Source organism: Anaerotruncus massiliensis (ex Togo et al. 2026), from assembly GCF_030825285.1.
GTDB lineage: Bacteria > Bacillota > Clostridia > Oscillospirales > Ruminococcaceae > Anaerotruncus > Anaerotruncus massiliensis.
Genome location: NZ_JAPJQF010000001.1, coordinates 195,812 through 217,960, shown reverse-complemented (window position 1 = coordinate 217,960; position 22,149 = coordinate 195,812). Strand labels below are relative to the sequence as shown.

Genomic DNA, 22,149 nt, shown 5'->3' with positions numbered 1-22,149 from the left:
CACCGGAAGGTGAGCGCCGCTTTTTGACTGCCGTCAGCCGGCCGCATCCTGCCCGGCGGTCACGGCGGGCAGGCTTTGGAGCAAATCAAAGAGCGCGAGCGCGTCGATGTTGCGCGCCATAACGCGGATCGTGACGCCGTCTTTGCAGAGCACCGAGAAATCGGCGGCCACGTGTTCGTCCCCCAGCTCCCGGTGGTCATACACCCGACGCGCGAGCACCTGCGGGGAGAGGTCCTCCGCGCGAAAGAGGGGGTGGTCGAAGGTTTCCAAATATTCTTCGGGCACGCTGTCCGCCCAGGGGATTTCGTAGAGGTGCACGTCGTAGCTCTCGACCGCGTCGACGTCGACGGTGCGTTCCCCGTCGCCCGGCTCCGCGCGGGAGGCCGAAAGGACGAGCTCGCGGTAATCGGCGTTGCCGACCGCCTGCTCAAAGCTGATGAAGAGGGAGTCCGCGCCGCGGTGGGCCTCACGCACGGCAAACCCCTCGACAAGCTCCCGCGGGACGCAGCCGCCGAAATCGGGGTCGGCGAGCGCCTCGGCGTAGGTGAGGCCCCGGATGCCGGAGGGGAGGACGTCCACGTCGGTCACCGCCGCCGGCGCGGAGGTCTCCGCTTTCGACGACGCGCCGTCCGTCCCGGAGCCGGCTTCGGGCGCCTCCGGCTCTGGCGGCGCGGAGGGAGCGCCAAATGCGGCGGACTCCGGCGCGGAGGACGCGGCCGGCGTGGATGCGGGATGGGCGCAGCCGGTCAAAAAAAGCGTCAATGCGAGCAGTACAGCAACGGTCCGGTTCATCGGATCAGCCCCTTTTCATCTTTCTGACATAGAAGTGCCGGAAAAGCCCGGTTTTTCTGCGCCCCGCCGGGAATTTTCCCGCGCGGGCGCGGCGCGTATAAAATCCGCCGTCTCCCGCCAACAATAGAGGTAACGAAAAGGCAAAGGAGACGGCTTATGGGAAGAAGGGCGGTCGGCGTCTATGCGGCGCTGGTGCTGATATTTACGGGGATGATCTGCCGCGTGTACGCGCTTTCGATGGGGGGCGCGCTCGCTTCGGCGGCGAACACCCAGAGCGCGTTCGTGCTCGATGTGGACAACACGCGCGGCGTCATTTACGACTGCAACCTCAAGCCCCTTGTGGGCACGGAGGTGCGCAAGCTGGCGGCGGTGCAGCCCTCGCCCGAGGCGTTCACCGCGCTTGCCGAGGCGGGGGAGCAGGTGCCTGCGGGCGCCTCGCAGACGAAGCCTTACCTGCTCCCGGTGGAGGAGGAGGTCTACGCCAAGGGGGTCGAGATGATCGACGCGGTGGAACGCTACGGGGACGAACAGCTCGCGCCCCACATCGTCGGCTACCTCAACCCGGAAAAGACGAACGGCGCGGCGGGCATCGAGATGGCGTACGACGACCTGCTCAAGCAGTATGACGGCAGCCTCAAGCTGCGCTACACCCTTGACGCGGCGGGACACACCCTCACCCTCAACCCGCCCGAGGTGCTGCGGGACAACTACAAGAGCGAGGGGGGCGTCGCGCTCACCCTCGACGCGGACTTCCAGCGGATCGCCCAGCGGGCGATGAAGGGGGTCGAAAAGGGCGCGGCGGTGGTGATGGACGTCGCCACGGGCGACGTCAAGGCGTCCGTCTCGGTGCCGGCCTACGACGCGAACGACCTCGCGGCAAGCCTGCAGGACCCCGACAGCCCGTTCGTCAACCGCGCCTTCTCGCAGTATAACGTGGGCTCGACCTTCAAGCTGGTGGTGGCGGCCGCCGCGCTCGAAAGCGGTGTGAGCCGCTACGAGCGGTACACCTGCGAGGGGTACGCGGACGTCGGCGGGCATATCTTCTACTGTCACTGGCGCAACGGGCACGGCAACATCGACCTCAAGAAGGCGATCGAGATCTCCTGCAACCCCTTCTTCATCCATCTCGGGCTCGAGACGGGGGGCAAGAACATCGTCTCGATGGCGCGGGAGATCGGATTCACCCGCGCCGCCCAGTTCACCGACGACATCCGCACCCAGAGCGGGACCCTGCCCTCCGACGCGGAGCTCGAGAGCGACGCGGCCGTCGCAAACCTCTCCTTCGGGCAGGGCTCCCTCACGGCCACCCCCATCCAGATCGCGCAGATGGTGTCCACCACGGCCAACGGCGGCTTCGCGGTGACGCCCCGGCTCGTCGAGGGCTTCACCGACGACGGGAAGACCTACTATGAGCATACGGCGGCCTATGCCCCCAGTCGCGTCTTTTCCAAGCGCACCTCCGACATCCTGCGGGAGACGCTGGTCAACAACGTCGAGGTGGGCAGCGGCGTCAAGGCCAAGCCGACGGTCGCCGGCGTGGGCGCGGGCGGCAAGACGGCCTCCGCCCAGACGGGCATCTACCTGGAGCCGGGTGTGGAGGAGAGCGAAGTCGTACACGCGTGGTTTGCGGGCTACTTCCCGGCGGACACCCCGAAATACGCGGTGGTCGTGCTCGTGGAGGACGGCAAATCGGGCGAGGACACCGCCGCCCCCATCTTCCGCAAGATCGCGGACGGCATCCTGGTCACCGAGCTGCAACGGCAGGGAAAATAGACGGGAAATCCCCTCCGCCCTGAAAGAAAATCGCCGGGGATGGGCATTTTCGTATGGAACCGGGGCGGGAACTGTGGTATAATGGGGGAAAATTGGCAATTCCTGTTGGGAGGGTACACACATGAATCCTTACGTCATCGTTACCGACTCCTGCGCGGATATGGTCCCGGGGTTTGCGGCCGAGAACCACATCGTGGAGCTGGAACTGACTTACACGATCGGCGGCGTCACCAGGCCCTGCAACGATCCGTCGCTTTCCCGCCCCGCCTTCTACGACATGGTGCGGGCGGGCGAGATGCCGATCACCGCGCAGGTGAACATCGAGGACGCCGTTCGCGCGCTGACCCCGCTGCTCGACGCGGGCAGCGACCTGCTCTGCATCATGTTTTCCTCCGCGCTCTCCGGCACCTACAATAGCGTCCGCCTCGCTGCCGAGGAGCTCGCGCCCCAGTATCCCACCCAGCGGATCATCGTGCTCGATTCCCTCGCCGCGTCGGCGGGGCAGGGGATGCTTGTGGCGCGCGCCGTCATGTACAGGGAGCAGGGCCTCAGCCTCGACGAGAGCGCCGAGCGGATCAAGGAGGATATCCCCCGCCAGGCGCATCTCTTCACCGTGGACGACCTCAACCACCTCCACCGCGGCGGGCGCGTCTCCAAGACGGCCGCCGTGTTCGGGACGATGCTCGGCATCAAGCCGCTCCTCCACGTCGACGACGCGGGCAGGCTCATCCCCACCGGCAAGGTGCGCGGCCGCCGCAACTCCCTGCTGGGGCTGGTGGAGGGCATGGCGCGCCAGATGGACCCGGAGAAATGCGACCGGTTTGCCATCAGCCACGGCGACTGCATCGACGACGCCCAGTTCGTGGCCGACGAGGTGTGCCGGCGGTTCGGGCTCAAGGACTATACGATCAGCTATGTCGGCCCGGTCATCGGCGCCCACTCGGGCCCCGGGACGGTCGCGCTCTTCTTCTACGCCAAGCACAAGTAAAATCCAATCTTGAAATTTTCCCAATACCGTGCTATAATATCCTAGTTCAGCATACGCAAGACATTGTGTGCCCAGACATGCGGGTATGCGGGTCCTGTGCGACAGAGCGCCGTGAACCATGTCAGGCGGGGAACCGAGCAGCATTAAGCGGTTGTGATGTGTGCCGCAGGTAATCTGCATGTCCGCATATGTGGGCACACAGTTTTGCGTTTTTTTCTTCTTACGGAAAGGTGGTGGGAATCGATGTACCAGGCGCTCTACCGCAAATGGCGGCCGAAGACCTTCGACGAGGTGGTCGGGCAGGAGCACATCACCGCGACCCTCAAGAACGAGGTCGCCGCGGGCAAATTTTCCCACGCCTACCTCTTTACCGGCTCGCGCGGGACGGGCAAGACCACCTGTTCCAAGATCGTGGCCAAGGCGGTCAACTGCGAGCGCCCGGTGGACGGCAACCCCTGCAACGAATGCGCCGCCTGCCGGGGGATCGACGACGGCTCGGTGCTCGACGTGGTCGAGATCGACGCGGCCAGCAACAACGGCGTGGACAACATCCGCCAGCTCCGGGAGGAGGCGTATTTCCTCCCGGCCTCGGTCAAATACCGCGTCTACATCCTCGACGAGTGCCACATGCTCTCGCCCGGCGCGGTCAACGCCCTGCTCAAAATCCTCGAGGAGCCGCCCGCGCACGTCATTTTTATCCTCGCCACCACCGAAATCCACAAGGTGCTGCCGACCATCCTCTCCCGCTGCCAGCGGTTCGACTTTAAGCGCATCAAATCCCGCACGATCGCCGACCGTCTGCTCCATGTGGCGGGCGAGGAGGCGCTCTCCCTCGCGGACGACGCGGCGCTGCTCATCGCGCGGCTGTCGGACGGAGGGATGCGCGACGCGCTGTCGCTGCTCGACCTGTGCGCCTCCTACGGAAAGGAGATCACCCTTTCCACCGTCACCGAGGCCGCCGGGCTTGCCGGGCAGTCCCACCTCTTCGACCTCGCCGACGCGGTGAACGGGCGCGACCCCTCCGGGGCGCTCGCCGTCATCGGCAGGCTCAGCGAGAATTCCATCGACTTTTCCCGCCTCTGCGAACAGCTTATCGGCCACTATCGCGACCTGATGATCGTCAAGACCGTCCGCGAACCGGACGACCTCGTGCAGGGCACGCCGGAGGACCTTGAACGGCTGCGCGCCCAGGCGAAGGACCTGCCGCTCACGCGGATTCTCTATTCCCTCGACCTGCTTGGCGACACGCTGGGCAGGCTCTCCCGCACCGCCTTCAAACGCACCGAGCTCGAAATGGCCGTCGTAAGGCTGTGCGACGAGCAGATGGGCGGCGGACTGGAAGCGCTGGGCGAACGCCTCGAGAAGCTCGAACGGGCGGTACGGACCGGGGCCCCGGCGCGCGCGCCGGAACCGGACGCGCCGCGCGGGACGGCGCCGGAGCCGCCCGTGGCGGCAGCGGCGCCCACGGCCGGGGCACGCCCCGCGCCCGAACAGCGCGCCGAAAAGGCTGAGGGAAAGAGCGAGGTTTCGCCTTTCAGGGATTGGGCGAAGGTGCTTTCGGAGCTGGGCAGGCACAACGGCGCGCTCTGCGGCGCGATGACCGGGTCGCGCGCCTTCACGAGCGGCGACCTCATGCTGATCGACTGCGAAAGCGACTTCTTCCGCACGCTGTTGCGCACGAGTCCCGCCGCGAAGGAGAGCCTGCGCGACGCGATCTTCGCGGTGACGGGGCAGAAGTTCAGCCTCGGGCCCTACAACGCCAAAAAACACGCGGTTGCCGAAGTCTCCGCCGACCCGCTTGACGGGCTTCTCAAAAAGGCGAGCGACCTGGGCGTGCCGGTGGAACTGAAATAAAAAGGAAACAACAGGTTGGAGGAATCGGAACCATGAAAGCAAGACTGCCACAGGGTATGGGCGGCGGCCCGCAGAATATGAACGCCATGATCCGCCAGGCGCAGAAGATGCAGGAGGACATGAAGAAAAAGCAGGCCGAGCTCGAGGAGATGGAGTTCAAGACCACCGCGGGCGGCGGCATGGTCGAGGTGACGATGACGGGCAAAAAGGAGCTGCGCGAGCTGGTCCTCAAGCCGGAGGTCGTCGACCCCGAGGATATCGAGATGCTGCAGGATCTGATCGTGGCCGCGGTCAACGAGGCCATCCGCACGGTGGAGGACACCTCGGCCGCCGAGATGGAGAAGATCACCGGCAGCCTGCAGGTCCCGGGCATGTTCTGAGCGGATCATGGCATATAACGTAATACCGCTCACCAAGCTGATCGAGCAGTTTGAGCGGCTGCCCGGCATCGGGCGCAAGACGGCGCAGCGGCTGGCGTTTTACGTGCTGAACCTGCCGCGCGAAAAGGCGCAGCAGTTCGCCGACGCGATCACCGAGGCGCACGACAAGATCAAGAAATGCCGCGTCTGCCAGAGCCTCACCGAAGGGGAGCTCTGCCCGATCTGCGCCGATTCGGCACGGGACGGGAGCGTCATCTGCGTGGTCGAGGACTCGCAGGACGTGCTGGCGTTCGAGCGCACGCGGGAATACCACGGGCTCTACCATGTGCTGCACGGGCTGATCTCGCCGATGGACGGGATCGGCCCCGATCAGCTCCACATCAAGGAGCTGCTCGCGCGCATCGGTTCGGGCGAGGTGAAAGAGGTCATCATGGCCACCAATCCCACCGTCGAGGGGGAGGCCACGGCGATGTACCTCGCGCGGCTGCTAAAGCCGATGGGCGTCAGGGTGACGCGGCTCGCCTACGGCATCCCGGTCGGCGGCAACCTCGAATACGCCGATGAGGTGACCCTCTACCGCGCGCTCGAGGGGCGCAGCGAAATCTGACGGCTACATAGACTATTTCCCGGTTTGCGGACCATACTAAAAGAGCGGCTGTCCCGCCGCCGGGGGAGATGGATCAAAGATGCGGCTCGACCGCGAGGAATTTAAAAGGATCATCAAATTCGGGGTCACCGGCGCGGCGAACACGCTGATCGATTTCGGCGTCTATACGCTGCTGGCGGTCGCGCTTGGATTGAGCGTGCCGTTTTCACAGGTGTGCGGCTATTCGGCGGGGATGCTTAACAGCTACCTTGTCAACCGCAGCTGGACCTTCCGGACGGGGGATCGCTTTTTCAGCCTCCAGCTCGTGCGGTTCATCGTGGGGAACCTGGCGGTGCTGCTGCTCAGCGTACTGCTCATCAACCTTTGCACCGTGCAGCTGGGGCTCGGCAAGCTGACGGCCAAACTGGTCGTCACCTGCTTTACGCTGGCGGTGAATTTCCTCATCAGCCGGCTGTGGATTTTTAAAGGACAGAAGTAACCGGACAAAAGGGGGTGCGGGCGTGGAAAAAGCGTCCACCAAAACCATCACGCTCAACCGCAAGGCGCGGCACGACTACTTTGTGGAGGACAGCTTCGAGGCGGGGATCGAACTCTTCGGCACCGAGGTCAAATCCCTGCGCAAGGGCGCCTGCAACCTCAAGGACAGCTGGTGCGACGTCGTGGACGGGGAGCTCTACATCAAGCAGATGCACATCTCCCCCTACGAGCAGGGCAACATCTTTAATAAGGACCCCTACCGCCCGCGCCGCCTGCTCATGCACCGGCGGGAGATCCACCGGCTGGCCGGGCTTGTCGCGCAGCAGGGCTATACGCTCATCCCGCTTTCCCTCTATTTCAAGGGATCGCGCGTGAAAGTGCAGCTGGGGCTCTGCAAGGGTAAGCAATTGCACGATAAACGCGCCGATATGGCCAAGAAAGCCGCTCAGCGGGATATTGACCGCGCCCTGCGCGATAGACAAAAGGCGTAAACTCTGGTATAATAGGCACAATCCCATAGAGATCGTGACAAAATGGCCATGGGGAAGGCTTTCCCCACCGATACGGGGCCGTAAAGGTTTCGACGGGGGTCATGAAGTACGGGTAGCGAGTAGAGGAGCATGCACCTCTATAAAAGTATGACGTTTTTAAATTAGACGACAACAATAATTTAGCTTTTGCGGCTTAATTAAGCCGTCGTTCTGCCGCGGAGTACCACGGCCGCGGACAGAGCGTCGATTAGTGGTGAACGATCCGTCTGAGCGCCTCGTAGGGCTGGATTGTATTCGGGGCTACCAAGCTGCGCAGCCTGCCGGACGGCGGCGCGGCAAGGGAATTTAAAAAGACCGGCTGCACTCGGAGAAGCCTGTATGGACTGGTTTTCGGACAGGGGTTCGATTCCCCTCGGCTCCACCATAGTAAGGACCGCATGAACAGTACGTTTCATGCGGTCCTTTCGTTTTGAATAACCCACATATTAACCCACTTTATTGTTCGCCGGCCAAAATACTTTTAAATAACGCCTCCACGCTTTCGGCTGTCTTTCTGGCATCTCTGTCCATAAATATATCAGATATGCCTTGAACTATGTCCATGAATATGCTACGATAATTAAAATTTAGATTATTAAGCCCGTTGGCTGCCAGTGGGGCAATCAAGGCGCGATAGGGAGCAGTTGAAATGAAAAAGAGATGTTATATCTGCCTTTTCCTGGGACTGGCGCTTTTGCTCGGCAGTACCGGCTGCCGGCAGCAGATACCGGAGGCGGCGCTTTCCTCTGGGAAAACGGTGGTCACCATGATGTACCCATCGGGCCTGAACCGCTTTGAGGCGCTGGTGGAGGCCTCCTGTCAGGACATCGACCTGCAGGTGGAGCCCACCACCACGGCCATGATGAACGGGGACAGCGAGCGCCGCCTGCGCAACAGCCACGGCACCGACCTTGTGGTCACCACCCTGCCCACCGGCGACGTGAAGGGTTATATGCTGGACCTGAGCGCCACGGCCTTTTCCACCGGCTACCAGGCCACGGTGATGGACCCGGTCATGATCGAGGGCAGGACGCGCTACCTGCCCCTGCCCGGGCAGTACTCCGGCTACATCTTAAACAAAACCCTTGCCGACGGGTTGGCGGACGCGCTGCCCGCCTCCAACGCGGAGCTGATGGCGCTGCTCGACGCCGGCAGGGAACAGGGCGTCGGCATCGGACCGGACGGGACCATGTTCGGCATCGACACCATAGGGACGGCGGCGGTGGGCTCGTACATCATCGGCACCCAGGTGCCGGACTTCCTCGGCCTGATGGACGGCATCCGGTGGATGGGCGGCGTCGAAAAGGGCACCGTCGCCTTCAGCGGGCGGTGGGACAACTGCCTGGACGACCTGGAGAGCTGTGTGGAGCGGGGCTATCTGAACGCCCAGGCCCTCTCTCTCAAGCAGACCAACGCCCTGCCGGTCAAGGACCGGATGCTGGACGGCACGCTGCTGTTTTGCTACGGGAACGCGCGGCTGTTCGCGCAGCTCTGCGGCGAGGCGGACGCCTACGAATATGTGATGCTGCCCTTTTTGAGCGGCCGGGGAAACCACCCTTGGGCCATCTCCTCCCCCGACGGCTACATCGACATCAACGCGGCGCTCAGCGAACCGGGCAGAGAGGCGGAGCTGGACGCCTGCAAGCGCGTCTTGGAGCTGCTCTCCACCCAGGAGGGGCAGGACGCCTGGATCGCCGATACCGGGGCCACCAACTCCTACCTCACCGGGTATGAGGATGCGGAAAACGAGATCCCAGCCGGCCTGGAGGACTGCGTGGAGGGCGGATATATCTACGATCTGCGGCTGCCCTCCAACATCATCCAGTACTTCGGGGAACGCATGATCTCCGTGCTGAACGGAAAGGCGGAGATGGCGGAGGCCCTGGCTGCGGTGGACGACTACTGCGTCAACGGCTCCGAGGCGGTGGACTACGACCAGTCGGTGGTGGGCAGCGTGGCGGAGGACCTGCTCTATGAAAACTACAACACCCGCCTGGAGGAGACGGCCATCGGAAACCTGATGGCGGACGCCGTGGCGGAGTACACGGAGGCGGACATCGCCGTGGTCAACGGCGGCGGCATCCGCGCCAGCCTCTATCAGGGCGACGTGCTGGGCGCGGACCTGGCCGCGGTCTGCCCCTACGCCAACACCATCGTCCTGGTGGAGGCCCGGGGCAGCGTTATCCTGGAGATGCTGAAAAACGGCATCTCCATGACCGCGCGGGACGAGGTGCCCGGCGGCCGCTTCCTCCAGGTGTCGGGGCTGCGTTACGCCTATACGCCGCAGGACGGCGGTACGCCCGCCGAGCTGCTGTCCGCGACCCTGCCGGACGGGACGCCCCTGGACCCGGACGGGCGCTATCGGCTGGCCATAAACAACTATATGGCGGGCTCTAGCGGATATTTGGACAACAACGGGGACGGCTACACGATGCTGAACCTCTTCAGCGCCGACACGCCTGCCGCAGAAGACGTCACGCTGCTGGACGACACGGGCGCGACCTATGCCGATGCGGCGCGGGCCTATTTCTACAACCACCGGGACGAGCCCATCTCCGCCAGGCTGGAGGGCCGCATCACCGTTGTGGGGAGGGAAGGATGACCATGGAGGACCTGCAGCCGCATGAGCGGAGGAAAAGGCCCAGTTTTACGGCCCTGTTTCTCGTCTCGATCATCCTCGCCTGTACCATATGCTTTTTGGGCATGATCCATTTCTCCAACACGGTCTCCCGGCAGGCCGCCATGGAAATGAGTACGCTCTATCTGCGGGAGCTGACCTCCCAGACCGTCGGCCACTTCCAGACCAGCCTGCGCGCCCAGTTCGCCCAGCTGCGCACCGCGGTGAATGCACTCTCCGACGAGGACCTGGAGGATCAGCAGGCGCTGTCGGGCTTCCTCAGACAGGTGCAGGAGTACAACAATTTCACCTTTTTGGCCTTTTTGGACGACCACGGGGAGTACCACAGCGTGGAGGGCGCCTTTCCGGCGGCCTCCAAGATCAGCTCCCTTGGCAGACTGCTGGAGGGGGAGGAGACGTTCGTCTCCTACAACGAGACAATTCTGGGGGACGATATACTACTGCTGGGCGCCACCATCCGGCCCCAGGCCTACGGAGACCGGACGTTCATCGCGGTGCTGGCGGGGCTGGATACCGTGGCATTGAACCAACAGCTGTCCCTGGAGAAGGAGGACACCCGGACCTACTCCAGCATCGTGGCGCCCAACGGGAACTACATCATTAACAACAGCTGGTACAGCGCCGACGTGCCCAAGGGCACCAACATCTTCTCCACCCTGGAGCAGTACGCGGCCTTTGACGGCGGGTACTCCCTGGAGCAGCTTCAGGCGGATTTCCGCTTCGGCGGTGCGGGGATCGCCGCCCTCTCTCTGGACGGCGGGGACTGGTATCTGCACTACGCCCCCGTACCGGAGACGGACTGGTTTATACTCACGATCGCGCCCTATGAGCTGGTGGACACCACGGTGCGCAACCTGACCTTCCGACTCAACCGGAACGCGGTCATCGTGCTGGTGATTATCCTCGCCATTTTGTCGGCGGTCTTCTTCTATTACTACGCAACCATGCGCAGAAGCGAGCGGGCCCTGCTGCGCGCGAACACGGAGGCGGAGGCTGCGCGCAGGCGGGCGGAGGCAGCAAACCTGGCGAAGAGCGAATTTTTAAGCCGCATGAGCCATGAGATCCGCACGCCCATGAACGGCATCATCGGCATGAGCGCCATCGCCGCGCAGAACATCGGCAACGACGCCAAGGTGGCCGATTGCCTGAAGAAGGTCACCCTCTCCTCCAACCACCTGCTGGCCCTGATCAACGACGTGCTGGATATGTCCAAGATCGAGAGCGGCAAGGTGGAGCTGCGCAAGGCACGGTTCGACTTCCGCTCCTTCCTGGAGAGCCTGGGCAACCTCTACTACACCCAGGCCAGAGACAGGGGCATCCACTGCGAGACCACCCTGCTCGGCGACGTGGACGAGGCCCTGGTGGGGGACTCCCTGCGCCTCAATCAGATTCTCGCCAACCTGCTTTCCAACGCGCTGAAATTTACTCCGGCCGGCGGCTTCATCCGCCTGCGGGTCTCCCGGCTGGACGGGCTGGGGGATAAGGACACCCTCTGGCTGCGGTTCGTGGTGCAGGACACGGGCTGCGGCATTGCGGCGGAGAACTTTGATAAGATCTTCCAGTCCTTTGAACAGGAAAACGCCGACGTGACCCACAAGTACGGAGGCACCGGCCTGGGGCTGGCCATCGTCAAGCGATTCTCCGAGCTGATGGGCGGCAGCGTCCGGGTGGACAGCACCCCGGGCGAGGGCAGCGCCTTCACCGTGGAGCTGCCCTTCGGCCGGGTGAAGGAACGCAGGGAACCGATCCGGTACGAGGACCTCCGCGCCCTGGTTGTGGATGACGACCCGGACGCCCGTGAGCACATCACGCTGGTGCTCGGCAAGATGGGGGTGCGCTCGGAGTCGGTGAGCGGCGGACTCCAGGCCGTCGCCCGCGTGGAGCAGGCCCACAGCCGGGGCGAGGACTTCGACGTCTGCTTTTTGGACTGGAGGATGCCGGGTATGGACGGGCTGGAGACGGCCCGCCGCATCCGCGCCGCCGTGGGCGGCGAGACCGCTATCGTCATAATTACCGCCAACGACGCCTCGGACATCGCCCAGGCGGCGGAGGGGCTGGGCGCTGCGGGCATCGTCACCAAGCCGATTTTCGAGAGCAGCCTGGCCGATGCGCTGGCCGGCCTCAGCCAGGACCGCGAGCAGCCCAGCCCGGGCGGCGGTTATGCAGACTGCGATTTCCATGGAAAGCACATCCTTCTGGTGGAGGACAATGAGATCAACCTGGAGATTGCGACGGAGCTGATCGGGATGACGGGAGCCTCTGTGGATACCGCCATGGACGGCGTGGAGGCGGTGGAACGGTTCAAGACCTCCGGCCCAGGGCAATACGACCTCATCCTGATGGACATCCAAATGCCCCATATGGACGGCTACGAAGCCACCCGCCGCATCCGGGCGCTTCAGCGCCCCGATGCGCGCAGCGTCCCCATCTTCGCCATGACGGCCAACGCCTTTGCCGAGGACGCGGATAAGAGCCGGGAGGCCGGGATGGACGCCCACATCTCCAAGCCGTTTGACATCAAGGCGCTCTATGCACAGATGAACCGGTTTATGTTCGGCCGGGAAACAGATGCGGGGGCGGAAAAATGAAAAACGTGTTATAATAGAATGGTTGAATCTGACTTGGAGGTTTTTTCATTTGCAAGTGAGCGACAAGTTGATCTGCGGATCGGTCTATGATTATTTGAGCACCCGCATTATGACGGGTCTGCTTTCTGATGGTGAAAAGCTGCCCTCAATCCTGGAGCTCTCCGACGCCTTTCACTTGGCCCCGGAGACCATTCGGGCCGCTCTTTTAATACTGGCGGAGGATGGCTATATCCGTATGGAGGCAAAACAGGGCAGTTGGGTCACCTACCAGGCGGACCGAGCCGCGCGTGAGGAGGCTGTGGCGCGCTACTACGCACAGCGGTGTGACGGGATCCAGGATCTGCGCCGCTCCGCGCCCTATCTGCTGGAGCCGCTTCTGACTCACGCGCTGCGGGAGATGGACGACAGCTGCCGGACTCGCCTGCGGGAGAACTGGGAGGCGGGGCGGAAGGATCAGATTATTTCACCCGCCATTCGGCTCTGCGCTCTGCTCCTGTCCGTTTTGAACAACTCTCTCATCCTGAATCTATTCTGGGAGGTGGACCGCTATCTCCGCTTCTCATGCCTCTCCGTTTCAGACGCCTATGATGCTGTTGCGTCCGCAATGTTTCAAAACGACCGGGATAATGAGGCCGGCCGGTCAGATAAGGTTTTGTATGACGCCGGCGGCACGATCCGCCAGATTATCGGCATCTGCCACGAGGCCCGGGGGCGTTACCCGGCGGAGGAGCAGGTCCCGTTCCACTGGACGATCTACCGGCAGCGGCGCCAGCTCTGCTATACGCTGGCGGCCCGGATCATCCGGAAAATTCCGGCGGGAGTCTATCCCATTGGGAGCTACCTGCCGCCGCTGCCGAAGATGGCGGAGGAGTTGGACGTCTCTGTACGCACCCTGCGCCGTACGCTCAGTATTTTAAGCAGCCTTGGCGTGACCCGCTCCTTCCATGGCAAAGGGACGCTGGTGTGTATGGAGGCGGAGGATATTGAATTTTCCCGCCCGGAGATCAAAGAGGGACTGCGGTATTACTGGGAGAGCCTGCAGTTTTTATCCTTGACGGCCGGACCGGTCTCGCTGCATATGCTGCGGACGATGCCGGAAGCGGACAGCGACAGCTTGACGGCGCAGTTCAATGAGATGTGTGAAAGGGACCGCTGCCACCGCTGCTTTGATATTGTTCTGAATTTTATTGCGGAGCGGTGCCCGTTGGCCATGGTGCGGGAGTGCTATGGGGCGCTCCAGGAATTTCTGGCCTGGGGATACCCCTTTACTGTCCACCGGCTGCGGAATCACAGCCTGCAAAGCGAATATGCTCAGACCATCGGGCAGGCCGCGGACTGCCTGACACACCGGGACTGGGAGGGATTTTCCGGAAAGTTCGGCGCCCTGATGGCCCGTGAGGCACGCCTTGCGGAAATGATCCTGACCGATTACTGCAAGCAGTCCCCATCTGGAGATGGTGAAAATATCTCGCCGGAAATTACCGATACGATAGAGGTGCACCCATGAAATAAATGCTGATCCGCCGGACCCGGCGCTTACTATGGCGGCTCCCTGCCTGGCGGCGGAGGCGGAGCAGGTGATCAGCTGCCAGAATTCCATCACCGCACGGTCCGGCGTCAAGCGGCTGTTCCTCAGACAAAGGCGCCCAGGAGAGTTCTTTGCCGTCGGTCTGCGAAACATCAAAGACCGAAACGACCATATTGATACATTCGGGAGAGCGTACGGTTCGCATCCGGTACGTTTCATATGGCTCTTTTTTGTTTGCGCCGGCCGCGTCCCTCACTGCGCCTTCCGGAATCCGCCTCAAAAGAAGGTCACGGCGGCGTCCAAAAGCATCAGCCCCGCGAGGGAACCGCTCAGGAGGGCGAGGGCTCTGCCGGGCAGCCTGCGCGCCGCTCGCTCCAGCAACGGCTGGAGAAGGTGGAGGATAACGAGGCCGCCGAGCCCAAACCGGACGCTCGGATTGAGCGCGATCCGCCCCTGAAAATTCAGCGGGTACGCGCGGTAGTCCCACATCCAGCCGCCCGTCGTGAATTCCATGACGTAGCTGCCGATGAGCTCGATCACCGTCGCGATGGCCCCGGCCGACGCGAAGACGAGCAGGGGCGTGACCGGAAGCTTCCCGATGCGGATGTCGCGGTCCCGCAGCCTTCGCAGGGAGAGGACCAGCACCAGGGCGCCCACCCCGTAGATCGGGCAGTAGGGCCCGAAGAGGACGCCCCGGTTGGAGAAGCCCCACCGGTATACGACGACCTCGAGAAATACCTCGTACAGCCATCCGAGGACGGAATATGACAGGAAGCAGAGAAAATACCGTTCGGCTTTGACCAGCATCCCGGCCCTCCTTTTTTGCGTGCTCCCGCCCCTCCCTGCGGGCGGGGCGGGAGCACGGAAAGATAATCCCATTATGACAGATTCCGGGCGGGAAGGGAAGCCGCGGCGGAAATTTTCCCAATTGGGGCCCGGCGGACGATTTGGGAGATCTTTCATAAAAAACCGCGTTGACATTCCGCAAAATAAGGTATATATTTATAAGTAACACAGAATTTGTCAGTTTAAAATATCAAGAAGATTTGTGACAATTCCATATTGGGCAAACCTGCCTAAAGGCGGGGACGCAAAGCTATAGGGTCTAATGCGTAAGCGATGACAGCCAGTTGCAGCACATCTGCTCCCGGAGCCCGGGGGCGTTGCTTATGTATGACTGCGCATTTTATCATTGAAAAATGAGGTGCGTATTTTTTTTGCAGTATTTTATTAGAGAGGGTAGTTTGTATGAAAACCAAGATGAAAGGGATTCTGGCGCTTCTTACGGCAGTCGTTCTGCTGTGGGGAGGCAGCCTCCCCCTGTTCGCCGCGGACGGGCAGCCCGGGGAAGAGCCGCGTGAAACCGTGGAGGCGGACCCGGTCCCCGACCCGGAGCCCCCTACCACGGAAGTCCCGGAGACGGGCGGCGCGGAAGAACCCGGCGAACCGGAAACGGATGAAGAGGACCCGCCCGCCGAACTCCCGGGAGATGCGGATTCCGGGGACGGCGGGGAAGAGACGCCGGGAGACGGCGGGCCCGCCGACTCGGTGACGGACCCGGAAGTCCCGGACGAAAGCGGGCGGACGGACCCGCCGGAGGAAACTCCCGGGGACGAGCTCCCCGAAGAGGAACAGCCGGGGGATGAGGACGGACTGGAGCCCGTGGAGGAGGAAGCCGCGGTCGCCGCGCTTTCCGAGGAGGCCGGTCCCGTCCCGGAAATTGACGGGAACCGCGTCTACGCCAACGGGGCCGCCATCACCATCCGCAAGGAGGACGGCGTGTGCTACATCTTCTACGGGACGGACGGGAAGCTGGAGCTTCCCTCTCCCGGAGGCAAAACCGTCTTCGGGGGCGGCAAGAACCGCGACGTCGACGGGGACACCAGCGTCACGCTGGACGGCGTTCCGGTGAGCGCCGTCTATGGCGGCGGTTATTCGGACGGCAGCCATTCCGCCGACGTGAGCGGCGACGCAAATATCGATACCTCCGGGAACATCATCGTGAAGACATACGGCGGCGGCTACGCGGAGGCCAAAAACGGCGACGCCAGCGCCCGTGTCCTGGGGACGGCGCGCACCGAGAACCGGGCCCGCGGCCCCCTACCGGAGGAGGGCTTCACGAAAGACGGCCATAGCGTCTATGGAGGCGGCTACGCCTATTCCAACAGCAGGAACCGTGCGGACGCCTCGGTCGGCGCCGTCTCCCTGAAGGTCCTGGAGGGGGGCGCGACCCACTTCGTTCGCGGAGGCGGCTACGCGACCGCGACGTCGGGCGGGGCGGCGGTGGCCGACGTGAACGGCCCCATCAGCATGCACCTCACCGGCCTTGACGTGCGGGAGGTCTACAGCGGCGGTTACGCCGACGGAGCATTCGCCTCCGCGACGGCGGAAAGCATCGACTGCACGGTCGGGACCTCCGAGATGATGAACTACGAATGCGGGCAGGCCAGAGAGGGGGACGCCTCCGTATCGGGGACGGCCCGGACGCTGATCAAGGACTGCCCCAATCTTTATGGTTATGTACTTGGCGGCGGCGAAGCCGGCCGCGGGGGCAATGCCTCGATCGGCCGGGTGGAGCTGACCGTTTCGGGCTCGCAGGCCCCGGTTAGTAAGGATATATTTGGCCGTATTGTCGCGGGGGTGTTTTACGGCGGCGGAACGGCCTCGGGGGCGGATTCCGACGCGTCGGTGGGGAGCGTGACCATGCTCCTGGAGGACTGCCTGATTCCGGGCGGCATCTATGGCGGGGGCGATGCGGGCGACGGAGCGGCCGCGGCCGTCGGTTCCGTCGAGCTGACCCTGGACCGCGTGAAGGGAGACCATAATCTCACGGATTACCCGGAGAATGAATATTTCTGCACCGTGATCGGCGGGACCGACAGCACGGGCGGCGACGCCTCGGTGACGGACCGCTGCGACATCACCGTTTCGGACAGCGAGGTTGAAATGATCCTCGGCGGAAACCTGCAGGAAGACATACCTGTCCCGTCGGGGACCGGAAGCGCGTCGCTGACCCTGTATGAAGGAAACAGCCAGATCGTCGGCGTGGCGCATTTCGATACGATCCGCTTGACCGACCGGCTCGACCTGAAGGGCTTTTTCACAAAGACGGGAGCCGACGACGACGCGGTCTCCCTCGAACTTCTCGGAAGCGGCTGGAACGAGGGGGCCGTCGCCGTCTCCTATGAGGCGGACGACAATGAAACGGTTCCCGCGGGGTGGTTTGCCGGCAGCGGATTCGACCTCGGCTTTTCCCGGGAGGGAAACCTGGCCGCCTGGACGATCGGGAACCTCGCCTCGGGGGATGTGATCATCGACTCGGAGATCGCCGACGGCGCGCCGAAGACGGAGCTGCCGCAGGAGCAGGCTTCCCACATCGCCTCGAGTGTCCTGACCGATAGGGAGCAGGAGCAGGTCCAGAACGGCACGACGGTGAAGATTTACCCCAAGGTGGAAAAGACCGCGCTGGCCCCCGGCGTGGAGGCGGAACTCGCGGGCAGCCTCCAGGGGGAGACGATCGGCGCGAGCCTCGACATCCAGCTCTTCAAAAAGGTCGGCAACGCGGCCCCGCAGGCCGTCCCGGAAACCACCGCGCCGATCCCGCTCGTTATCGAGCTTCCGGAGGACCTGCTCCCGCAGGCGGGCTATGAGCGTGCGTTCACGGTCATCCGCGCGCATGAGCAGCCGGACGGAAGCCTTTCCTACACGCGGCTTCCGGATACGGACAACGACCCGAAAACCGTCACCGTCCTGACCGACCGCTTTTCCCTCTATGTGCTGGCCTACACCGAATCGGAGGAGTCCCGCCCGTCCGGCGGCTCCGGGCATCATTCGTCCGGCTCCGGCTCCGGCTCGGCGGAATCCATCTGGCCGTCCGTCGAGCGGCTGATCCGGTCCGCGCCCGAGGGGCAGACGGTGCGGGCCAACGCGCGGTCGGAACAGACCGTGCCGGCGGGGATCATCCGTCTGCTGAAGGAGCACGGGGTGATCCTGGAGCTCCGCTATCCCGGCGGCGTCCTGGTTTTGGACGGCGCGTCGTTGGGGGAGGTCGCTGGGAACAAGGTGTTCTATTCCTTTGACGAGCTGAAGGACGCGGCGGGAACCGCCGCCGCGTCCGCGGAACAGCCTGCCGGGCGGGAAAAGGCAATCCCGAATACCGGAAGATGACAGCGGCGTTTTCATAGAAGGCGCCCGCCATGGGTCCCCCCATGGCGGGCGCCTTTTTCTGTCATTGCCCTCCGGACGGAAGCAGCGGATGCCCCGATATCCTGTCCGCGCGCGGGCCCGGCAGCGGGCGGCGGCCTTGACCGGCCTTGGTATAATGAGAAAAAACCGAACGGACAAAAACCCGACGATTCTGTAATCAAACGCCGAAATAACATGCCGACAACTGGACATTCTAGTAAAAATCATCAGTGGAGGAGTGAAGATCAATGATCGGCAGATACAGAATAACGGATCAGCTTTTGGATGAATTCCGCCGCCGGCTGGTCACGGAAGAAAAGAGCGAGCTTACGATCGCGCAGTATATGAGAGACGTACGGGACTTCTGCGGCTTCCTGCAAAAGGGGGAGCCGGTCGATAAGGAGGAGGCGATCGCCTACAAGGACCACCTGGTGAAGACCTACCGCTCGTCGGCGACCGTCAATACCAAGCTCGCGGCGCTCAACAAGTTCTTCGCGGCGACGGGCATGGACGGCTGCCGCGTCAAGCTGTTGAGGCGGCAGCGCCGGATGTTCTGCGAAACGGACAGGGAGCTGACCCGCGAGGAATACCTGCGGCTGCTCGAGACGGCGCAAAAAAGCAACAAGCCGCGCCTCTCCCTGATCATGCAGACCATCTGCTCCACCGGCATCCGGGTGAGCGAGCTGCGGTGGATCACCGCGCAGGCGGTGGCGGCGAACCTCGTCGAGGTGTCCGCGAAGGGCAAGCGGCGCAGGATTTTCCTCCCGCCGAAGCTGCGCGAGGCGCTCAGGGCGTATATGAAGCGGTCGGGGATCGAATCGGGGCCGGTGTTCGCGACCCGGGCGGGCCGGCCGCTCGACCGGAGCAACATCTGGCACGACATGAAAAACCTCTGCCGGTCGGCGGGGGTGGAGTCCACGAAGGTCTTCCCGCACAACCTGCGCCACCTGTTCGCGAAGGAATTCTACGCGGTGGATAAGGACGTCTTCCGCCTGGCGGATATTCTGGGGCACAGCAGCGTGGAGACCACCCGCATCTATACTGTGACCAGCGGATACGAGCATGAGCGGCGGATCAGTTCTCTCAGGCTGGTGTTGTAGCAAATCGACATAAAAAAACCACATAATCCGTATTATGTGGTGGATGATATACATATATTGACAAAATTCCCCTCCGATTTTTTTATTTTATCCTATTTTCGCGTAAAAAGCAAGAGAAAAAATCAGCGGATCCGAACGATCCGCTGATTTCAGCACGCAAAACAGACCGAAAAAGCACATTCGTGTGACTTTTTCGGTCCATGCCCCTGTCCGGGAAAACGGCAAAAACGCTCGCGGGAAGCGCCTTCTGGCGCTTCCCGTCTTCGTTTTTTCGGAAAATTCGGACGGGTCCGGTTTAACCACCACATAATACGGATTATGTAGTGCTTTTCTTTTGTTACCGCTTCTGCGCCGCAATTCCGGTTTGCACGCCGCCGGGGCGGGACCCGAAGTCTATCGTTTGCTATCCCATGCAAATAAACGAAACAGGAAAGAGGGGTTGTACTTGAAAGTTACCAAGAAACTGATTTCCCTGGCGCTGACGGCCGCGATGATCGCGACCGGCTTCTCGCTTCCGGCCTTTGCGGCGGGTTCGGCCGAAGTGATCGATCCCACCGATTACATGGGCGAAAGCTGGACCGTTTACGACCACTACGGCACAAACTGGGACGGGTCGGTCAACGACGACCTGCACCCCTATCAGGCCGCGGACAACAGCTACTCCGACGGCAAACGGGTGCAGGGCTATTTCACGGACGTGATGTCCGGGAACGATCTGGTGGTCTGCCACAACTTTGACCGCCACATCATGGTCAAGGGCGATTCCAACTCATCCAGCGTGATGTTCGCCGGCTACGGCAGGGACGCGATGGCCGACTTCATGATCTATCACTCCGCCTCCTCCGCCAAGAAGGTCGTCAGCTTCGACCTGGACTTTGCGCGGATTGACGCGCACACCCTGTCCGGTTCGATGATCTTTGTCAACGCGCAGATCGAAAACGGCACGCTGGACGGGTACATCATCTACTTCCCGGCCAACAAGGGGAGCAGCGTCCAGCTGCTGAAGGCGTCGCAGGTGAACGCGGCGGCGATGTCCGCGAGCTCCACGGTGACCTCCTTCAGCGGCGTCAGCAGGGTGGCGTCTCTTCCCGCGTACAATACGAGCTCCACCAGCAGCAAAATCCACATCGAAATGGAGATCGACCCCACCCATCTGCTGGCCTCCTACGCCCAGTACGAGAGGGTCTCCGACGGCGACGGAAACACTTCGCTGGTCGCGCAGGCCCCGGTGACGCTCTATGACGGCGGCATCGAAAACACCGGCGCGGGGATCGGCATTGGCGCGGATTACCAAAGCCATGCCTGTAGCAGCCTGACCCGCATCGAGTTCTCCGATTTCCGCATGATGTCGGGCTACACGGTCCGCTACATCCGAAACTTCCCGACCGACGCCGACCCCGTCGTGGAGGCCAGCGACACCGGCATCGACCCCGGAACGCCCTACACCGTCAACGCGGTCGTCGGCGCCACGCCGGACGTCTCTGGCGTGGCGGGCAGCGTCAACTACGATTTCCTCGGCTGGAACGACAAGACGGACGGCACCGGCACCTATTATAAGGCGGGCGACAGCTTTACTGTCAACAAGGCGACCGACATTTACGGCGTCTGGAAGAAGAGGGCCGCAGGCCTCAATTTCAGCCCCGCCGACGGGAAATGGCCGGACGGCTTCAATGAAAAGGGCGAGACCGCAAGCCTGAACGTTCCCAAGGAGATGGGCGACCCGATTACCGAGGGCGACCGGCCCGCGAGAAACCCGGAGAAGGAATGGTACGTCGTCGACGGCTGGCAGTTTGATAACGGGGCGGAAGTCCTCTTCGACGGCAGCCAGACGATGACCGGGACCTCCATCACCGTGAAGCCGATCTGGAAGGAGGACTTCAACCGGGACGGCATCCCCGACGAGGACCAGAGCAGCTTCACCGTCAGGTTCGAGGACGCCGACCACGGGACCCTTTCCGGTGAAAAGCAATTCACCGTGATTAAGACGGGCAGCGACAGGCTGGGCGACGCGGTCGAGATCAAGAAGGACGGCAAGACCCTTCCGGAGGCGAAGCCGGATTCCGGCTACGCGTTCGTCGGCTGGGATACGACCGGCGACGGCGCGGCCGACTACGCAGACAACGAGTCCCTGAAAAACGCGGAGGTCTCCGGAGAACTGACCGTCAAGCCGGTCTACGTCCCCGCCTACAACGTGAAGTTTACCTCCGGGCCCAACGGCTCGATCAGCGGAAGGGACGCCTTCGCCGTTCTGGACAGGGCGGGCAGCGCGGTCCTCGGCGACGCGGAGGGCGGCTTCAGCGCGCCCGGGACGAAGCCGAACGACGGCTACGAGTTCAAGGGCTGGGACGTTGACGGCGACGGGGCGGCAGACGTCCAGGATGACGCGCTCGCCGCGCTCCCGGTGAACGGGGACATGACGATCACGGCGGTCTTTGACAAGGGCGCCGCCGTCCAGAACGTCTGGAGCGTCACCATCGTGACCAACGGCGGGACGACCAGGGTCAAGGTCCCCGATGGCGAAAGCCTCGGCGACCGGCTGCCGACGGACGGCGACATCATCGGCTGGGTGGATGAAGGCGGCGCTTCCGTCGACAGGGACACCCCCATCACCGGCAACAAGACGGTCACCGCGCAGTACGCGCCCTCGTCCTCCGGCGGGGGATCGCCGGTTGTTCCCGCGCCTCCCAAGCGCCCCGGCAGGAGGTAACC

At 63.0% G+C, this 22,149-nt stretch carries 15 protein-coding genes, 2 other RNA genes and 1 riboswitch; of the genes, 15 read left to right on the top strand and 2 right to left on the bottom strand.

Translation table 11 applies throughout. The annotated features are described in order from the left end of the window. Positions 1–33: 33 nt before the first annotated feature. Positions 34–792 carry a hypothetical protein gene (locus tag RCI06_RS00985; RefSeq protein ID WP_306573669.1) on the bottom strand — a complete coding sequence of 253 codons (759 nt, stop codon included), beginning with the start codon at positions 790–792 and terminating at the stop codon, positions 34–36. A gap of 156 nt (positions 793–948) precedes the next feature. Here RCI06_RS00985 and RCI06_RS00980 point away from each other — a divergent pair, with 156 nt between their 5' ends. From RCI06_RS00980 to RCI06_RS00925, 12 genes are all read left to right on the top strand, one after another. Continuing rightward, positions 949–2,565, top strand: a complete 1,617-nt coding sequence (locus RCI06_RS00980) for a penicillin-binding protein 2 (protein ID WP_306573667.1) — start codon at positions 949–951, stop codon at positions 2,563–2,565. A 121-nt stretch (positions 2,566–2,686) separates the two neighbouring features. Further along, positions 2,687–3,553: a DegV family protein gene (locus tag RCI06_RS00975; RefSeq protein ID WP_101550278.1), complete on the top strand. Its 867-nt coding sequence runs from the start codon at positions 2,687–2,689 to the stop codon at positions 3,551–3,553. Positions 3,554–3,638: 85 nt separating this feature from the next. Then, positions 3,639–3,736, top strand: an RNA gene (gene ffs / locus RCI06_RS00970) — signal recognition particle sRNA small type. Between the two features lie 60 nt (positions 3,737–3,796). After that, a complete protein-coding gene (dnaX, locus tag RCI06_RS00965; protein ID WP_306573665.1) occupies positions 3,797–5,407 on the top strand; it encodes a DNA polymerase III subunit gamma/tau in 1,611 nt (536 codons plus the stop codon). 32 nt (positions 5,408–5,439) lie between these two features. Then, the gene (locus tag RCI06_RS00960) at positions 5,440–5,787 is read left to right on the top strand and encodes a YbaB/EbfC family nucleoid-associated protein (protein WP_101550282.1); all 348 of its coding nucleotides are present in this window, start codon (positions 5,440–5,442) and stop codon (positions 5,785–5,787) included. 7 nt (positions 5,788–5,794) lie between these two features. Continuing rightward, positions 5,795–6,394, top strand: coding sequence for a recombination mediator RecR (gene recR, locus RCI06_RS00955; protein WP_101550284.1), 600 nt, complete (start codon positions 5,795–5,797; stop codon positions 6,392–6,394). Positions 6,395–6,473: 79 nt separating this feature from the next. Then, positions 6,474–6,872 carry a GtrA family protein gene (locus tag RCI06_RS00950; RefSeq protein WP_306573662.1) on the top strand — a complete coding sequence of 133 codons (399 nt, stop codon included), beginning with the start codon at positions 6,474–6,476 and terminating at the stop codon, positions 6,870–6,872. Positions 6,873–6,894: 22 nt separating this feature from the next. Next, positions 6,895–7,362 (top strand): SsrA-binding protein SmpB, encoded by a 468-nt coding sequence (smpB, locus tag RCI06_RS00945; protein ID WP_101550288.1) that lies wholly within the window; start codon positions 6,895–6,897, stop codon positions 7,360–7,362. 74 nt (positions 7,363–7,436) lie between these two features. Further along, positions 7,437–7,786: a transfer-messenger RNA gene (ssrA, locus tag RCI06_RS00940) on the top strand. A gap of 264 nt (positions 7,787–8,050) precedes the next feature. Beyond that, on the top strand, positions 8,051–10,003 hold the full coding sequence (locus RCI06_RS00935; RefSeq protein ID WP_306573660.1) for a 5'-nucleotidase C-terminal domain-containing protein: 1,953 nt from the start codon (positions 8,051–8,053) through the stop codon (positions 10,001–10,003). 2 nt (positions 10,004–10,005) lie between these two features. Continuing rightward, positions 10,006–12,627 (top strand): response regulator, encoded by a 2,622-nt coding sequence (locus tag RCI06_RS00930; RefSeq protein ID WP_306573658.1) that lies wholly within the window; start codon positions 10,006–10,008, stop codon positions 12,625–12,627. A gap of 55 nt (positions 12,628–12,682) precedes the next feature. Further along, positions 12,683–14,134: a GntR family transcriptional regulator gene (locus RCI06_RS00925; RefSeq protein ID WP_306573702.1), complete on the top strand. Its 1,452-nt coding sequence runs from the start codon at positions 12,683–12,685 to the stop codon at positions 14,132–14,134. 297 nt (positions 14,135–14,431) lie between these two features. Here the strand turns inward: RCI06_RS00925 and RCI06_RS00920 are convergent, their stop codons facing one another. Beyond that, positions 14,432–14,962, bottom strand: a complete 531-nt coding sequence (locus RCI06_RS00920) for a putative ABC transporter permease (RefSeq protein WP_306573656.1) — start codon at positions 14,960–14,962, stop codon at positions 14,432–14,434. 248 nt (positions 14,963–15,210) lie between these two features. After that, positions 15,211–15,293: riboswitch (cyclic di-GMP riboswitch) on the top strand. Between the two features lie 110 nt (positions 15,294–15,403). Here RCI06_RS00920 and RCI06_RS00915 point away from each other — a divergent pair. The 3 genes from RCI06_RS00915 to RCI06_RS00905 all read left to right on the top strand — a co-directional run bounded on the left by RCI06_RS00915 (position 15,404) and on the right by RCI06_RS00905 (position 22,147). Next, positions 15,404–18,322 carry a hypothetical protein gene (locus RCI06_RS00915; RefSeq protein ID WP_306573654.1) on the top strand — a complete coding sequence of 973 codons (2,919 nt, stop codon included), beginning with the start codon at positions 15,404–15,406 and terminating at the stop codon, positions 18,320–18,322. Positions 18,323–18,588: 266 nt separating this feature from the next. After that, complete coding sequence (locus RCI06_RS00910; protein ID WP_276874752.1) at positions 18,589–19,440, top strand: tyrosine-type recombinase/integrase; 852 nt, start codon at positions 18,589–18,591, stop codon at positions 19,438–19,440. Positions 19,441–19,885: 445 nt separating this feature from the next. Continuing rightward, the gene (locus RCI06_RS00905; RefSeq protein ID WP_306573652.1) at positions 19,886–22,147 is read left to right on the top strand and encodes an InlB B-repeat-containing protein; all 2,262 of its coding nucleotides are present in this window, start codon (positions 19,886–19,888) and stop codon (positions 22,145–22,147) included. Positions 22,148–22,149: the final 2 nt, after the last annotated feature.